Below are 16,182 nucleotides of genomic sequence, written 5' to 3'. Positions count from 1 at the left end.
TTTTCCTATGAGGTAAATTCCTATAATATTACTGAGGCAACTTTTCAATATCTACTAAATCTTTATCCCTCGTATAGTACATATATTATCCAGAAAGGGGGGCATTGTTTTGTCGCTATCTACAATAGAAATGATTAATAAATTAAAAATTGGTCAAATAGCAAAGTGTCTCGAGGTGCAGGAGTATTCGTATGGTGTAAAAATTGTTAATGGTACTTTTTATTGGATTAATGAAAACGGATTTGAAGATGAAATATTGTCACTAAGTAGTAATGCTTTAAAATATAAGTGGGAAATTATACAAGAAAAAGTCCACTTCAGTAAGGCAGTAGAAGCTTTTATGAATGGTAAAGTAATATACTCATATGATTCTAAAGGGGAACTTTGTAATGCATATGACCCAGTTGATGATGAAGATGGTTGTATTGCGATAAGTGAAATTTTAAACTGTAATTGGTCAATAGATTATAAATAATAATGTCAAAAACATACTTTCTTAATATTAAAGCCCTCTCATCCCTGAATCGAGCGTTCAACGTTGTATAGGTTGAACGACTTTCAATTGTTATTCTCTAAATATCCTTAATTTTCATTTTTAATTTAACATATTGAATAATATAAATATAAGATTGAGGTCGGACATAGCTATAACGTTATTTCTAAATATTTTTACACGTTGCACATGGGATTATTGATGTAGTGTAATAATTATTGATTAGTAATCAATAACTACTCCAATATTGAAAGCCTTGTCCATCTGAAAGTTCTTATTTTCAGTACGTGCTTTATTCCTCCTTTTTTACCGAGTGGCTTTAGTTATTCTAGTGTTAGTTGAACAAGAAAAGCCACCTGAATTGCAGCTCTAGATTTTAAAATCTAGCTAACTTGTTACTTGAGGAAGGAAAAAGTGTGATACTTCTTTATTGAAACATCACTCACGTTTGTTGGACAAGATATTTATAAAACCTCCCGGTCCAAACCAATACTCTTAAATTTTTTGTACATATGTTTTCATAACTTTTTGTTCGAAATTTGATTTCTCAAGTGCTTTCACTTCTAACATAACCAGGAATTAAATTATTCATTTATTTTACCTATAAGTCTTGTAAATGGTATTTTAAATCTCCATACGTATGTGTTGTAAAGATCAGGATTCAATAAAGCCATCAGATACTCATATTTTTTTCGACTATTATGTAATTGGTAAAAAAACAAGTGTCCCTTTATTCTTGTATCAATTATAAGCAATTAATCTATTTAAATCCTTAATAGTCAATTGAGCAGGATCAATTGCCAGTTCAAATTCAGGCTTGATCTTTTCAAGTAAAGAGAGGGCATATTCAATCTGCTTTGCGGTTAAGGTGTAATCTTCTTGGTCAGTTGATGTTTTTGGAATGGGTTGGTCATTCGTTGTAGTTTGTAGTGTTGCCGCATGCTCCCTGATTTTTCCCTCAACTAATGCCTCTATTTCCGCTTGGCTAATCGGTTGGACGTTCACTTTTTTTGTCTGTTGGTTTGTATGAAATAATTTATCAAGGATTCCTTTAAACAAGATCTCCACTCCATTTTCTTCATTCTCGCGTTCTGTATAGGTGAATTTACCCATTCTATTATTCAATGAAAAGAAAGAAAAAACAATGCTTTTGGAGGATTTTGTTTGTTTTAGTAGAGAATTGTTTAAATTAATAGGGTGGTTTTACAATTATAGAAGATTTATGTAAATATTTAGGTCGATTGAACTAATTGTAGTATAATGGAGGAAAATGCAAATTTTGGAGCGGTTATTATGGCATTTACGATTCCCGAGACAATTAGATCTACCGCCACAACAGGTGAGCGTTTGTTTTTCCGAACTTTAAAAACCTTTCTACCAGACTATTATATTGTGTACTTTGAACCAGAAATTCAAGGAAGACGGCCTGATTTTGTGATCATTGGACCAGATCTTGGCATTGTAGTGTTGGAAGTGAAGGATTATACCAAAAATACCCTTTTTCAAATTAACCATGAAGAGTGGCATATTGTGACGACTTCTGGTGATCAGGAAGTCAAAAAAAGCCCAATGAAACAAGCGAGAGACAATATGTTTCATGTGGTTGATGTGTTGAAAAAAGACAAAAATCTTATTCAATTGGATGGGAAGTATAAATTTTCATTAAAGTTCCCATATGGTCATGGTGTCGTCTTTACCAGAATGTATGCGAAGGATTTTATTGAAGAGGGCCTTTACTCAGTCATTGAACCAAATCTCTGTTTAACAAGAGATGAAATCGATCCTGAAAAAGATGGGTTTTCGGAAGAAATCTTAATGGAAAAGATTTTGAATATGTTTGTGGTCCCATACCGCTTAAAGGAACCCCTTTCGATCGAGGATATTAATGCCATCAGATATCATTTATTTCCAGAAGTTCGGATTAGTGCCGAGTTTAAAGCGCCAGTTCCTTACCAGGATCAACTATTATTATCTCTTCATGATATTAAAACCATGGATCTTCATCAGGAGAATTTAGCGAAACAGATTGGTGATAAGAACCGCTTGATTCGTGGTGTAGCAGGAAGTGGGAAGACAATTATTTTGGCCAGTCGAGCGAAGATGCTGTCAAAACAAAATCCTGATTGGAAAATTCTAATCCTTTGTTATAATATCTCGTTGGCCAATGCGATCCAACAAATGATTCATCATATGCTGAATGAACCTGAAGATCTATTTGATTTTGATCCAACTAGTAAGGCAATACAAAATCAAAACATAATCGTACGGAATTTTCATTCTTGGCTAAAGAATGATCTAAAGATTAGAGAGCAGCACCTATCAGGTATCATCGATAAAATCGAAAAGAAAGAAACGATTCTACCATCCTATGATGCGATATTGATAGACGAAGGGCAGGATTTCGACGCGGATTGGCTTAGGTTAGTGAGTCTGCTAATAAATACGGATACTCAATCCCTATTATTGGTAGAAGATCGAGCGCAAACGATTTATAGGCGAAAACGTTCATACGTGCAGGATACCGGTTTATCTTTTCAAGGCCGTTCTAAGGTGCTTTCAATCAACTATAGAAATACCTCACAAATTGTTAAGTTTGCTTGGGATTTTTACCGTGGGCATTCCATGTTTAAAAATAAGGTCGTCAATCGTAATCTTGAGGGTGAAATCATTGCTCCCCAAAGCACGAAACGAAAAGGGCCAGAGCCAGGTATTATTCGAGCAGCAAATTTCTTTGACGAAATGAGAATGGTTGCCAGACAAATTAAAAAATTGCATGAAGAGAAGAAAGTTCCACTTGAGGAGATGCTAATCCTATATAGAGTGAAGAGAACACATAAATATCCGATTGTTGATATTATTAAACGATCTTTAGGTGAATTGGCATTGCCAAATTACTGGATCACCGAAAATGATGTTTCGAAGCGATCTTTTGAAAAAGAAGATGGCAAGATTAAAATAAGTACAATTGATAGCAGTAAGGGACTTGACTTCCAGGCAGTGTTCATTGTAAATGTTGATTCCATGCCATTTCCCCTTGAAGAGGATAAAGAAAGAGAGGTTTCTTTATTTTATATAGGAATGACGAGGGCGAAGGAGTATCTCTGCTTATCTTATTCTGGTGAATCTGAATTTACCAACTATCTGGATCAGATTTTGCTCGATAGGATCAAGAAGAAAAGTGGTTTAGTAGAGATTAAATAAGGTAGGTGTTCATGCTTGGATTTCGAAAAGAAGAAACATCTGTTGGAAGAATGGATAAATCCTTACAAAGATAAATTCAGAATCGAGTTTGCTGCCGAGGGTGATAGAGTAAACAAGAATATAATTGAAAATCTAATCGAACGACATTGCTCCAACTATTGTGATTCGAATGAATTCATTTATTTATTATGTATTGTTACTAATAGCGAAACCATACCCGTATACATTGGGAAAAGTGTGAATCCCTACATCAGATGGAAAAGTCATATAGTAAAATTGTTTGAGGGAAAAGGTTCATATATAAGGTGGAAAAATCTTTTATTTCAAGATCATGAGATTGCCAAACAGTCATTAATTCTATTAATTATCCCAGACAATGAGATTGTTACATCCCCAATTCCGAACTTTCCTAAGACGGTTGGATCGGTAGAGTATCAATTAGTAAGCCTGGTATCTGACGCCTACCCAAATACGCTACTTAATAAAGAAGGGAATCGAAGATGATGATCGACTTTAATTCATGGCTATTTAATGTTCCAGGGTTTAAATTTGTTCATTTATTTGAAGTAAATGAAGATTTAATTGTAACTACTAAGCTTCTTGGAAAAAAAGAAAAAAGGACCTTGGTAAGAAACAAAGAAATGGAAAATGCAGTCATTGAGTTAGTTGAAAGTAACATAGACCGTTCGGATTGGGAAGGGCTATTATATATCATGGGAAGAGGGGAGAAAGACTCGTTTGTTCCTCTTTATATCGGTAAGGCAGAGAAAAAAGGAGTCAAGCATCCGATTAGTGTAAATATAGCTAATATTAGAAGTAACAAGGCGAAATTTGCTCGGTGGGGAGATAATGTAGCCTATCATATTGGTGATTTGAGTCATGTGTTATTTGGATTCGAATCCTATAAAAAGCCAGATAAGAAATATAAAGCATGGGCAAATGTGCTATTTTCCAACTACGATCCACCCACACTGAAAGAACCTATCTATCTGTATTTGCTTCCTTGGTATGAAGGAAACCCAGGTATTTCAGGTTTGCATAGTTCTCTTCCCTCCTTGGAAAAAGAACTAATCTCTATAGCATCAGTTTATTATAAAGATTCTTTACTCAATATTGATGGTGTTTAGGAAAGGGGGATAACTATGTCTAAGTACGCATTAATTAGCTGCACAAAATTAAAAAAAGATTATCCCTGTCCTGCAAAAGAAATGTATTTAGAATCTCAATTATTCAAAAAGGCTGTTCATTATATAAGCAAACAAAATTACGATGACTGGTTCATTTTATCCGCTAAGTATGGACTACTTCATAAGGACACCTTAATTGAGCCATATGATATTACGTTAAACAAAATGAATTCTTTACAACGGAAAGAATGGTCTAGAGATGTCTTTGATCAATTAATAAAATTAGAGCCACAACAATTAGACTTTTATGCAGGGAAAAAATATAGAGAATACCTTATTCCACTTCTAGAAAATAGCTGGATCCAGTGCAACATACCTCTTGAAGGAAAAGGAATAGGTGAGCAACTGAAATTTTATAAGGATCAACTTGTTTGATTCAGTATAACTACTATTCCAAGCGGTTTATTTTCAAGTTATTTAGTGAAAATCAGTCAGGTTGGAGAATGAAAAACAAAATTCGCTTTGAGTCACAGAACTACTTGTATAAGATTAGAGCTGTTTGATTCATTATTTGGCTAAACTCCTAGTGGCGGCTCATACCAATTATCACGTCCGCTTAGAATTAAAAATTCTTTCAATAATATGATATATAGATAGAATTAAATTAAAGATTATTAGGGAGCGTGAAGGACTTGAGAAAAGCTTACATAATAAATACCAATCTTACTAATATGCCAAATGGAGAAACCGAGAGGGATATGTTGAAAAATGAAAAGTGTGCAGCCTATTTTTCTCCTTGGAAAGAGAGAATAGAACAAATTCAACCCAATGATTTAGTCTTCCTGTATAGTAATGGAAAAGGTATTATTGCTAGAGGAATCGCAACGGGAGTAGTTGAGATAGCAGATTATCAGAATAAAGAAGGTTTACATATAGACGAGGAATATTATATGAATTTAAATCAATTTGTAAGATTAAGTAATCCTGTATCATCTGCTGATATTAATGAAATTGTGGGTAACAGTGTTGTCCTAGCACCAACAATGGTGTCATTGAATTACGATCGTGGTATTAAAATTTGGCAAGCTATTACAAAGAATTATTTATAATCTTTTTTTGTTTTTCAAGTTATTTGAAGAGGAAGATCATGCCATTGTTTAATGATTTCAGGTAAAATGAGGTCTTTATCCTAAAGATATAACACAAAATTAAATCACATATAGAAGGTAAGGGAATGTTAAATGGAAAGACTTTATAAAATTTTTACAAACAATCATTTTGAACTAAAGAAAGAGACAACAAAGGCTGTAGAATTTGAAAAAAATGAATCCAAAGAAAAAGTTTATTTATTACCAACAAAAGAAATTAGTATTGTTTTAAGCCCCGAAACAGTTGAAGGCGATATTAGTTTAATAGATAAAAGTAAGAAGTTATACCATAATACCTCTTTAAATCAATTTCCAAAGAGAAAGAATAAAGGGAAAAATCCAATCCATTACGGTTACTCTTTTAAGTTCCAATCGGAAGATGAATTGGATACATTTTTAAAGAATTTTAATTAAAACTCAACTCGGTAGAGATAATGTTGAAGATTTTAGTAGAATCAGCTTCCACGATTGGAGGCTGTTTTTATTATGAAATTAAAGACTCTATATCATTTAGTGCTTATTTGTACCCTCCCACTCGATTATTATTGTAGCCCAAACGTGGGTTGTGTTTTTTATTCACGCGGGAACATTTGTTCTTTTATAATGAGAATGAAGGAGATGTTCATCATGACGATAAGAGATCGCGGTAAAATTAAATGGAATGCAGCGTCCTTTATGCCACAGGTCTTCGAAATTCAGCGGGACATGTTAAAGGACTAAGAACGCCAACCAATTCCGCTAATCGATGATTCTGAGTCGGAGGAATATAACCAAAGCATTTGTTACGCAATGGAGTATAACTTACCAGTAAGAATTAGAGTATGGGCCGACGGATTTACTTCGGACATAACCGGACACATACATTGGGTTGATCCTTTTATGAATTTGCTACGTGTTGAGGTGAAAACTGGTGAATATGAGCAAATTGTATTTGAAGATGTTATCGGAGTGACTGTCGTAAATTAATCGGTCATATCCTTAAAATATCTACCAAGGTAAAATTGATATCAGGTTTAATTGAGACAGTGCCAATTAAAGTCACTTATTAAGGATGGATGTATTAGGACTTTAACCTTTTATTTTATGAATTCAAAACTACGGCTCTGACTATTGATTGTCACGGAGGGGAGATTCGATTTCTCAAAATATAAATCTATGAATTGATAATTATCTTTTTATTCTGCAAATCCCCCAAAGCATTAATGAACGGGGGGACTTGCTCATTTTTTTTATCTTTTAGGATTTCTTATCAAACATTCACATTAAGTTCACTTATTAATGGTTAATAGAGTCAATACCTTTCCTAACTCTGGATTATATACGGATTGTTCATAAACCGTCTCATTTTCCTTGGCATCCATAAACCAGCACGATGCTGGCACTTCACCTTCTCTAATCTCTTCCTTCACGCTTGGGTTCATAAAAAAACTCGCTGCCTTACTACGATCATCCACTTTTTCAAATGAAACTAGATTACGACTCCCTGGAAAACTTTTAATAATTTTAGAATTTTGTGACTGGACTACAGCGTATTTTTGATCTGCAAAATCGACTAATCTGTTTAAAAGTACGAACAAAGACACATTATACTTTTTATCAGCAAGTTCCTTTAATGTTTCAATCGTAGCATTTTTTACAATAAAATCAGTTGTTAGTTCGTTTGTAGGCATTAGTATGTTGAAAGCAAATTGATTAGCTTCCATTCCTTCCACTTCTTCGACTAATAGGGTGGAGTGGCCAAACAGTAATTCGTCTCGATCCTTTTTCTTAACCTCTTCATGGTCGTATTTTCTAGAAATATAGCTTGATTTTAAATGCCATGGGAGAATGTAATGTCCAATTAACGCGGCTAACGTAAATTTTTTTCTAGTCTCAATTGTAATTTTCCGATCCAATAGGATGATCGGGTGGTCCACTTGAATCAGAATTCCTTCACCCTCGTCTAAATTATCTTCAAATACCTTTATACCTAATTCTTTTGCAAAACCGTAGATATCTATAGGTAAACGATGATCTAATTTTTCTTCGAGATAATATGTAGCGTATTCTGAGGGTGTTTCAAAAAGAGTATCGATTTTTACTTTTCTGCCCGTTGCTAAGAAAGCAGCATACTCAACTAATTTTTCTTTATCCTGCTGCGACAGTGAATTCACAATTCGAAGGATTACCCGGTCAGAATGTTCAAGGGGCTCTTGCGTTTTTTCTTTGGTTAAACCAGAAAGTAAATATTCAGTGGACACCTTCAAGGCAAAGGATAATTTCCTCAAAACTTCAAAGGAAGGCCGCCTTGCACCAGACTCATATTGGCTAATTGCTGGGGGTTTAAGACCCACTTGTTTTGCCAATTCAGCCTGTGACATATTTAATTCTTTCCGCCTATTTTTAATTCGTTCATTGATCGAGTTGGGCATTTCAAGAACCCCTTCTTAACATTTGTTAAGTTAATAATAACATATAGAAAATATTGTTGACAACGTTGGTATCATGGTTTATTGTGATGTTAACAGTTGTTATATTATTATTCACACTTAGTAAAGTTATAACCCATACTAATAACTTTTTACTGCTAAAATATTGAGGAGGAATAGAAATGTATTTTAAAAAATATGAGAATAGCCTGAGAAAGCTGCCTTTAAAAAGGGCTATACGAGAAAGAGGATTTACTAACAGATGAGTTTTTGTATGCGAAGGAAGGAAAAGTTGAGGTTTACTGGGCTCCTTTTGAATACATAAACAAAGATGCGAAAGTCATCATTCTAGGAATTACTCCTGGTTGGACTCAAATGGAACTAGCCTTTAATTACGTACGACACCATATTGATGAAGAGGAGTATGAACACCTCATTTCTAAAGCTAAGAATCATGCTAGCTTTGGCGGGACCACCGAGAGAAAAAACCTTATTGATATGCTGGATGGGATCGATTTACATAAATTTTTGAACATTAATACTTGTGAACAGCTATTTAATGACAAGCATTCTTTATTACATACTACTTCGGTCCTGAGATACCCTGTGTTTATTGATGGTGAGAATTATAGTGGCAGCAGCCCAAAGCTTTTTAGTCAAGAAATTTTCTTGAAAATGATTGATGAATTATTAGTCCCAGAACTAAATCAAGTAAAAAATGCTGTTATTATCCCTACAGGTAAGGTAGTCTCTGATGTTCTTAGATATCTAGTTGACGTGGGGAAAATCTCCCATGAATTGATTCTTTTTAATTTCCCGCATCCGTCTGGGGCTAACGGTCATCGTAGAGAGCAGTATGAAAATAATAAAAATACCTTTAAAGAGCTGTTAATAGCAGCTGGAAAAAGGGGCCAATTTCAGGAAACTAACAACCAGTTAAGACCATCCGAGGAACAAATGTCTGAATTAATTAAGCACTTAAAAATCATTGGTGAGGAGTTAAAAAGAGGGAATGACCTAAAGGAAAGAGATTCCTATTATGAAAAACGATTGTTTCATCTTGCTGACGAGATTGAACCATATGATCACAAAATTGCATTGGTCATTAAACATTTGCTTAGATAACGACGAAAGGGAGTGGGAGTGAATATGGAAAAGAGGCTTAAAAATATTTACAAGAAGACATTATTTGTTGAGTTAGTGAAACTTGGACATGATTTTCACCACAGCATGAGAAACAAGGACAATCCCAAATATCAAGTGTACGTTATGGTGGATACGCCTAAGTTAAGGAAAGATTTGGTGCAGTTATCAGGTCAAACCTACATTGAAGGGTATGAAGGGTATTATGGGGAAATATAGAAGTGCCATCGTTATCGTTATTGCTACTCTAGTCTTGGGCATTGGGTACTATGTATCTACTAGTTTGCTAGGATCAAAGGAAGCGGTTAAACACGTTGAAAAAAACGAAGATAAGGACGTCATTGAAACATGGACCCCTACTGATGAAGCTTCGGAAGTGGATGAAGTAATTGAAACGCAAGTGGAAACAGAATTTCCAGAAGGTATCACTGAAACAGAAGTTCAAGACGCGATCCATTCCATGAGTCATTCTAAGGTATATGCTTCGGAGAAATGGAGTGATTTAGAACCAACTCAAGAAAGGATTGATCAATTACTTGATGCGGTTAAACGAGATCAGAACGGTTTAGATCACAGTGATCTATACATTGGCATCTTAGAGAAATGGCAAGTGGGTGATTTTAGTAAAGCTGTTTCAGACCATAATAAAATTTGGGAACTTCAAGGAGGTTCAATAGGAGAAGCAACCAGATTGCTTACTAAACAAGAGGAGGCTGAGTATAGAAAAGAGCGCTTTAACGAGTTTTAAGATGTCGATTTAGACTTGGATATCCCTTTGTTGTGCCAATCTTTTCTCATTCTATTGAAAAAAGACATTCACCTGTAAAATAAAAAAAGCTTGTAGAAACAGTCCAAATGGAAATGTTGATTTGAAATACTATAACTCATAACTGTTTTGGACTTTCAAAGTTGTGGTATACATCCAAAAAGGATTGGAGATAATCTGATGGATGAACCAAAACACAGCTATTTTATTAACATTCAATCTCACGAAATTATTAGTGAATCTAATGGAGTGGAGTGGGATTTTAAGATTAACGCAACGGAAAGTCAAGTTGCTGTCTTAGAACGGTTGTTTGATAAAACCGATGAAACAGATTGGGAAAGTTATTTCCGAGCCCACATCCCTTTTCTTGAATATCATCATCAGCCCCAAAATAAAGAATATGACCTACGAATTCTGCTGATCTATTCCTTACTATATTATTTGGGTGATGAAAAAACGCGTGCACATATTCGCGAAATGGGAATATTAAGTGAAGACTTTGTAAACGAACAGGCCATACTGGGGTACCGAGAATTTTGATTAATTAAAAAATAGAGGTTATTTCAAAGTAATGGGGGTCTGACCCCATGCCCATCAAGCTAACAAAGTAAATTACTAGATACGAAATGATCCTTGTTTCAAAACTAGCGAGTGATGGAAAAGTAAGCATGCCAAAGAAGCCTATTAAAACGTGATTTTTTCGCTAGGCAGCTTATCTATGCTTCACCGTCGTTTCGTACACAACTCCTAGAATATCAAAGACGGTCATCTTCTTATACCGATGACATTTACGACCGTTCTTTTTTAGCAGCTGATAAAGTCGATGCAGAATTTTCAAAAGTTCTTCTGTGCCAACTGCTATCGCTTGAAACAGTAACGGAAAGTAATCTTTAATCATATAAATCGCTTTGTATTCACACAGCTCCTGCTTTTTCTTTTTAAGCAGAAGCTGTCGCATTTGAAACATCGTAGAAGAACAGAGGAGAATGCCAATGAGTTGTCCATATAAATGGCACTCTAGGCGTTCTCTTTTCATATTTTTACATTCATCAATTTCAAAGAATGACTTCCAAGTTTTAAACAAAATCTCAATCTGCCAACGAAGTGAATACAATGAATACACGTAGTTCGTCGGTACTTCTTCTAGCGACGTGTTCGTGATATATACATTCATGCCCATTAAACGTTTACTTTTATCCTTCATGACAATGCCTTTCTTCTTTTCACGTATCGCTTGGTTTTTCAGGCGTGTTTGCGTTTGATTATCGGTTAAACGATGGATAATGACACGTGCTGGAAGCTTCTGATTTTGGCCAATGTATGCCACGGGGATTTCCATCGTTTCACCAGGGGTTAGACCAGACATCATTTGTGTCATATCAAGCTGGATGTATTCTGTTTGCTTTTTTAACGTTCCATTGTTGAAGTATTCTGGCTCAGGATTCTTGGTATATATGCGTGTATTCAGCTTCAACCGCGAGATATAGTAAGCCTCTTTATCATGAATGGCTTGTAAGTCTCCTAAATCGAAGTAACCAAGATCACGCAAACACAAATCGCCCGCCTCTACGGTTTCAAGGCAGGTGGTACCGTATGTTTTATCATTATTCTTTCCTGGTCCAAGCTGCACGTTAAGAAATTGACCACTCAGTAAATCATATTCCAATTGGATTTTCACGCCTGCCGTATTACTACTCCCACCTGAACCTTGATAGTCAGTGGCGAAATGATCAGGCAGTTGAAACACTGTCGCATCTAAAATACGGATACGATTGAAAGTAGAGATCATGTGTGCAGAAAGCGATTGATTTGAACAGAGTTTTTGTGTGAGAAGAGAAGTAAAGACTTCTCGAAGAAATGCGACAGCTGCTGGATTAAAGCGTTGATTCAACCCTTCTGAGCTCATCAGTACCCCAGTGGAAGCTTCTAACCGCCTGCACAATTGTATAAGTGATGTGCTAGCGATTTCTTGACTGAGCCATACGCAAAGGGCAATAAGTTCGTTTGCTTGATACTTACTAGATCGCTGTACAAAGCCAACTTGTTTGGCGATATCTTGTAGGACTACTGGAGATAAAAAGTATTGTAGCTCTTGTGCGAAAAGATTTAGTTCATTTGAAATGATAGGATTCATCAAAACGCCATCCTTTCTCGTAAACTTCTTACGATAAGCATAGCGTTTTTTCATTTTGAGGGTATGATTTTAACTTCGCTTGATGGGCATGTGGTGATACCCTAATAACAAGAAAAGCAGCAGACACTACCACACACAAAACATAGAGATAGAGATTAATCTATTCATATGTTTTCACCTTTTTAATGGGTATTAAAAAGGCATCAAGGTTTTTCCCTTAGATGCCTTTTGGCTATTTTTATCTTTTCAATTTACTTTATTCTAGATAACATCGTAACAATCTATAAGATATTTAAAGAAATTTTAAATAACATTGTGACTAATTAAAGTCGAATTTGTCCGTCTCCATTGACATAATATTTTGTCGTCGTTAAAGCTGGTAACCCCATTGGTCCTCTTACATGTAGCTTTTGTGTTGAAATGCCAATTTCGGCACCATATCCAAATTCAAAGCCATCTGTAAAGCGTGTTGAGGCATTATGATAGACAACTGCTGCATCAATATCATTTAAGAATTGTTCAACATTCTTTGGCGTTTCCGACACAATACACTCGGAATGTTTTGTACCATATTGATTAATATGAGCAATGGCTTCTTCAACACTATTTACAGTTTTCACACTGATGATTAAATCTGAAAATTCTTTTGCATAATGTTCCTCTGTTGCCTTGATGGCTGTTGGAAATACTTTACAAACTTTTTTATCTCCATAAATTTTAACTCCAGCAATTGATACCGTTTCAAGTAGTTCTTTCCCATAATTATTAAAGAATTCATCATGGATTAACAAACTTTCAATCGCATTACATACTGATGGACGCTGAGTTTTAGCATTTAGTACGATTGGTCTTACAATATCGTATTTTGCGGTTGCATCAACAAAAACATGGCAGTTACCAGCCCCTGTTTCAATAACAGGAACAATTGCTTCACGTACCACTAAATCAATTAAATCTTTGCCTCCACGAGGAATTAAAAGGTCCAAATACTCTGTTAAGTTAAATAATGTTTTAGCAGTTTCGCGTGACGTATCCTCGATTGAAAGTACCGCATTTTGAGGGAATTGCACACGTTTCAATGCTTGATGTATAGACGTAACTAAAGCCATATTTGAGTGTTTTGCTGAACTAGAGCCACGCAGTAGAACTGTATTTCCTGTTTTTAAAGACAGCGTAGCTGCATCAATGGTTACATTCGGACGGGCTTCATAAATCATACCGAGGACACCGAGTGGCACACGTCGCTTACTAATAATCAGTCCATTATCCTTATTTATGCGTTCCAATTCTTCTCCTATTGGATCGGGCAAATTAATTACTAAATGAATTGCATCACTCATGGCTTTAACCCGTTCTGGATTCAGCATAAGACGATCGATTATGGACTCAGATAACCCTAATTTATGACCATATTTAATGTCTTTTGCATTTTCTTTTAGTATAAACGCTTGATCTATTAGTAATTGCTCTGCAATTGCTAATAGTGCTGTATTTTTTTCTTCAGTTGTTTTATTTTGCATTTCTAAACTTGCTTCTTTTGCAAGCTTTGCTTTATAAATGACTTCATTCTCAATAGCTGTACTCATTGATTTTACCTCCTATACATTTAAGTAGTTGATCTTAAATTTTTTATGTTCTTGTCACCTTTTTAATTCTTGTCTCTAGTTTCAAACTTAGCTAGATAGTCTTTTAAAAAGCCAATGGCTCGATTTATATAAATGGTGTCGTTATAAAGCTTTGTCAACATTAGAGACCCTTCTATTGTAGATATAAAGATCGTTGTGAATGTCTCTGAATCTATTGTAGAGTTTACTTCACCGTTTTTTATCCCATTCCGAATAATACGAAGTATCATATCATAAAGGTCATTCATTGCTTTTCTAGTCGCATCACGTAAGGCTGGATGCGCATCATCGGACTCGATTGCTGCATTAAGAATTGGGCAGCCGCCAGGAATTGGCTTGCCTTCTGCTAATAACAAAAAGACTTCAAGAATTGCGTTCAATTTTTCGATGGAAGCATTTTTGCTCCTAATTGCTTCTTGGTAGGTTGTGGACATCGTTTCAATAGAAAATGAAAATGCATCCAAAGAAAGTTCTTGTTTGCTTTTAAAGTGATTATAAATCCCTCCTTTTTCCATACCAGCCTTTTCCATAATATCTGTAATGGAAGTTGCTAAGTATCCCTGGGTATTTAGAAGTCCAGAGGCCTTTTCAATAATCAACTGTTTTGTTCGTTCTCCTTTACGCATTTTCAACCCTCATTTTCATTAGAATTTTCAAACCGAACGGTCTTATTAATATAAGTATAACCTTTTATGTAATTTAAATCAGCCCTTTTTTGTTAGAATATTAAAATCATATTGACAACTGTAACTTGGTTTAACGTATAATAAAAAACAGACCGGTTTGTGTTTTTTATTAGAGGGGGTTTATATGAACGAGAGAATTTTAAATATGCAAAAAATAATTAATCGCGAGGTTCCGCCACCACCTATCGCTAAGTTAATTGGTGCAGAGTTGTTACAAATCGAGAAGGGTAAAGCAGTTTTTGAATTAGAGTGTAATACAGAGAAACATGCAAATCCTATGGGAACAATCCATGGAGGAATACTATGTGATATAGCCGATATGGCAATGGGCGTGGCCTTTTCAAGTTTGTTAGAAATGAATGAAACCTTTACGACTGTTGAACTTAAAATTAATTATTTGAAACCGATTTGGAATGAAAAAATTACAGCAAAAGGTGAGGTTATAAAGAAAGGAAAGACTATTGGGCTAATCAAGTGCGATGTTTTTGATGATGGCGGTTCATTAGTTGCCCATGCTTTAAGTACGTGTATGATCCTTCGTGGTGAAAAATCAGTAGGAAGATAAAAAAGTACCAAATAGAGATTTTAGAATTAGACGGAGAATTATGTATTATATAAGCAGAAAAAAAGGAGTAAAGAATATGAGTCAAGAGATTGTAATTGTAAGTGCCGTTCGTACAGCAATTGGAAATTTTAATGGAAGTTTAAAAAATGTATCTGCAACTGAACTGGGCGCAGTCACTATCAAAGGAGCACTTGAAAAAGCAGGAGTAAAACCGGAGCAGGTAGACGAAGTCATAATGGGTAACGTTCTTCAAGCAGGTATTGGTCAAAATCCAGCTCGTCAAGCACAGATAAAATCAGGTATTCCAGTGACGTCTTCGGCTCTTACAATTAATAAGGTTTGTGGTTCTGGTATGAAGGCCGTTCATCTTGCCATGCAGTCGATCCTTGCAGGAGATGCTGAAATCGTTGTAGCAGGCGGAATGGAAAGTATGAGTCAGGCACCATACTTATTGAAAAATGCCCGCGGTGGCTTTAAAATGGGAGATCAAAAATTAATCGACAGCATGATCAGTGATGGTCTATGGTGTGCGTTTAATGATTACCATATGGGGATTACAGGTGAAAACGTTGCAGAGAAATATGAGCTGACCAGAGAGCAGCAGGATGAGTTTGCAGCATGGAGCCAGCAAAAAGCAGTTGAAGCAATCGAAACAGGAAAATTCAAAGATGAAATTGTTCCGGTTGTTATTCCACAGCGTAAAGGTGATCCGATCGTTTTTGATACAGACGAGTCTCCTAGAAAAGGTACCACTGTAGAAATATTAGCGAAGCTGCGCCCTGCATTTAAAAAGGACGGAACTGTAACAGCAGGTAACGCTCCAGGGCTTAATGACGGAGCAGCAGCATTAGTTATTATGAGCAAGAAAAAGGCAGAAGAATTGGGC

Annotated in this window: 19 protein-coding genes; 14 read left to right on the top strand and 5 right to left on the bottom strand. The window is 35.4% G+C overall.

The window, feature by feature from the left end; translation table 11 throughout:
• Nucleotides 1–109 precede the first annotated feature (109 nt).
• Entirely contained in the window at nucleotides 110–475 is a 366-nt protein-coding gene (locus tag COE25_RS18870; protein ID WP_098933715.1) for a hypothetical protein, read from the top strand.
• A 759-nt stretch (nucleotides 476–1,234) separates the two neighbouring features.
• On the opposite strand, the gene COE25_RS18865 is transcribed toward COE25_RS18870, so the two are convergent.
• A complete protein-coding gene (locus COE25_RS18865; RefSeq protein WP_257208895.1) occupies nucleotides 1,235–1,561 on the bottom strand; it encodes an ABC transporter ATP-binding protein in 327 nt (108 codons plus the stop codon).
• 225 nt (nucleotides 1,562–1,786) lie between these two features.
• On the opposite strand from COE25_RS18865, the gene COE25_RS18860 reads away from it, so the two are divergent.
• The 7 genes from COE25_RS18860 to COE25_RS32310 all read left to right on the top strand — a co-directional run bounded on the left by COE25_RS18860 (nucleotide 1,787) and on the right by COE25_RS32310 (nucleotide 6,935).
• Complete coding sequence (locus tag COE25_RS18860) at nucleotides 1,787–3,694, top strand: 3'-5' exonuclease (protein WP_098933714.1); 1,908 nt, start codon at nucleotides 1,787–1,789, stop codon at nucleotides 3,692–3,694.
• Between the two features lie 15 nt (nucleotides 3,695–3,709).
• Nucleotides 3,710–4,198 carry a hypothetical protein gene (locus tag COE25_RS18855; protein WP_098933713.1) on the top strand — a complete coding sequence of 163 codons (489 nt, stop codon included), beginning with the start codon at nucleotides 3,710–3,712 and terminating at the stop codon, nucleotides 4,196–4,198.
• The gene (locus tag COE25_RS18850; RefSeq protein WP_098933712.1) at nucleotides 4,195–4,821 is read left to right on the top strand and encodes a hypothetical protein; all 627 of its coding nucleotides are present in this window, start codon (nucleotides 4,195–4,197) and stop codon (nucleotides 4,819–4,821) included. Before COE25_RS18855 ends, COE25_RS18850 begins: the two co-directional genes overlap by 4 nt.
• Before the next feature lie 15 nt (nucleotides 4,822–4,836).
• The gene (locus tag COE25_RS18845) at nucleotides 4,837–5,256 is read left to right on the top strand and encodes a DUF6884 domain-containing protein (protein WP_098933711.1); all 420 of its coding nucleotides are present in this window, start codon (nucleotides 4,837–4,839) and stop codon (nucleotides 5,254–5,256) included.
• 248 nt (nucleotides 5,257–5,504) lie between these two features.
• The gene (locus COE25_RS18840; protein ID WP_373605363.1) at nucleotides 5,505–5,930 is read left to right on the top strand and encodes a hypothetical protein; all 426 of its coding nucleotides are present in this window, start codon (nucleotides 5,505–5,507) and stop codon (nucleotides 5,928–5,930) included.
• A 132-nt stretch (nucleotides 5,931–6,062) separates the two neighbouring features.
• Nucleotides 6,063–6,383: a hypothetical protein gene (locus COE25_RS18835; protein WP_098933709.1), complete on the top strand. Its 321-nt coding sequence runs from the start codon at nucleotides 6,063–6,065 to the stop codon at nucleotides 6,381–6,383.
• Between the two features lie 318 nt (nucleotides 6,384–6,701).
• Entirely contained in the window at nucleotides 6,702–6,935 is a 234-nt protein-coding gene (locus COE25_RS32310; RefSeq protein ID WP_098933708.1) for a YolD-like family protein, read from the top strand.
• Nucleotides 6,936–7,237: 302 nt separating this feature from the next.
• On the opposite strand, the gene COE25_RS18825 is transcribed toward COE25_RS32310, so the two are convergent.
• Nucleotides 7,238–8,380 carry a helix-turn-helix domain-containing protein gene (locus tag COE25_RS18825; RefSeq protein WP_098933707.1) on the bottom strand — a complete coding sequence of 381 codons (1,143 nt, stop codon included), beginning with the start codon at nucleotides 8,378–8,380 and terminating at the stop codon, nucleotides 7,238–7,240.
• A gap of 267 nt (nucleotides 8,381–8,647) precedes the next feature.
• On the opposite strand from COE25_RS18825, the gene COE25_RS18820 reads away from it, so the two are divergent.
• The 4 genes from COE25_RS18820 to COE25_RS18805 all read left to right on the top strand — a co-directional run bounded on the left by COE25_RS18820 (nucleotide 8,648) and on the right by COE25_RS18805 (nucleotide 10,826).
• Nucleotides 8,648–9,502 (top strand): uracil-DNA glycosylase family protein, encoded by an 855-nt coding sequence (locus COE25_RS18820; protein ID WP_098933706.1) that lies wholly within the window; start codon nucleotides 8,648–8,650, stop codon nucleotides 9,500–9,502.
• Nucleotides 9,503–9,526: 24 nt separating this feature from the next.
• Nucleotides 9,527–9,739 (top strand): hypothetical protein, encoded by a 213-nt coding sequence (locus tag COE25_RS18815; protein ID WP_098933705.1) that lies wholly within the window; start codon nucleotides 9,527–9,529, stop codon nucleotides 9,737–9,739.
• On the top strand, nucleotides 9,726–10,268 hold the full coding sequence (locus COE25_RS18810; protein ID WP_098933704.1) for a DUF6241 domain-containing protein: 543 nt from the start codon (nucleotides 9,726–9,728) through the stop codon (nucleotides 10,266–10,268). Before COE25_RS18815 ends, COE25_RS18810 begins: the two co-directional genes overlap by 14 nt.
• A 198-nt stretch (nucleotides 10,269–10,466) precedes the next feature.
• Entirely contained in the window at nucleotides 10,467–10,826 is a 360-nt protein-coding gene (locus COE25_RS18805; RefSeq protein ID WP_098933703.1) for a hydrolase, read from the top strand.
• A gap of 172 nt (nucleotides 10,827–10,998) precedes the next feature.
• Here the strand turns inward: COE25_RS18805 and COE25_RS18800 are convergent, their stop codons facing one another.
• The 3 genes from COE25_RS18800 to COE25_RS18790 all read right to left on the bottom strand — a co-directional run bounded on the left by COE25_RS18800 (nucleotide 10,999) and on the right by COE25_RS18790 (nucleotide 14,671).
• Complete coding sequence (locus COE25_RS18800; RefSeq protein WP_098933702.1) at nucleotides 10,999–12,420, bottom strand: IS4 family transposase; 1,422 nt, start codon at nucleotides 12,418–12,420, stop codon at nucleotides 10,999–11,001.
• A gap of 323 nt (nucleotides 12,421–12,743) precedes the next feature.
• Nucleotides 12,744–14,006: a glutamate-5-semialdehyde dehydrogenase gene (locus COE25_RS18795; protein ID WP_180247545.1), complete on the bottom strand. Its 1,263-nt coding sequence runs from the start codon at nucleotides 14,004–14,006 to the stop codon at nucleotides 12,744–12,746.
• Between the two features lie 62 nt (nucleotides 14,007–14,068).
• Nucleotides 14,069–14,671, bottom strand: a complete 603-nt coding sequence (locus COE25_RS18790) for a TetR/AcrR family transcriptional regulator (RefSeq protein WP_098933701.1) — start codon at nucleotides 14,669–14,671, stop codon at nucleotides 14,069–14,071.
• A 184-nt stretch (nucleotides 14,672–14,855) separates the two neighbouring features.
• Between COE25_RS18790 and COE25_RS18785 the strand changes: the two genes are divergently transcribed.
• Nucleotides 14,856–15,296 carry a PaaI family thioesterase gene (locus tag COE25_RS18785; protein WP_098933700.1) on the top strand — a complete coding sequence of 147 codons (441 nt, stop codon included), beginning with the start codon at nucleotides 14,856–14,858 and terminating at the stop codon, nucleotides 15,294–15,296.
• A gap of 76 nt (nucleotides 15,297–15,372) precedes the next feature.
• Nucleotides 15,373–16,182 (top strand): acetyl-CoA C-acyltransferase (locus COE25_RS18780; protein ID WP_257208879.1); only part of this gene is annotated, 810 nt, incomplete at its 3' end.

This window comes from Bacillus sp. AFS031507, assembly GCF_002584635.1.
Lineage (GTDB): Bacteria > Bacillota > Bacilli > Bacillales > Cytobacillaceae > Neobacillus.
The sequence above is the reverse complement of the archived record's forward strand: the minus strand, read 5'-3'. Positions and strand labels throughout refer to the sequence as shown.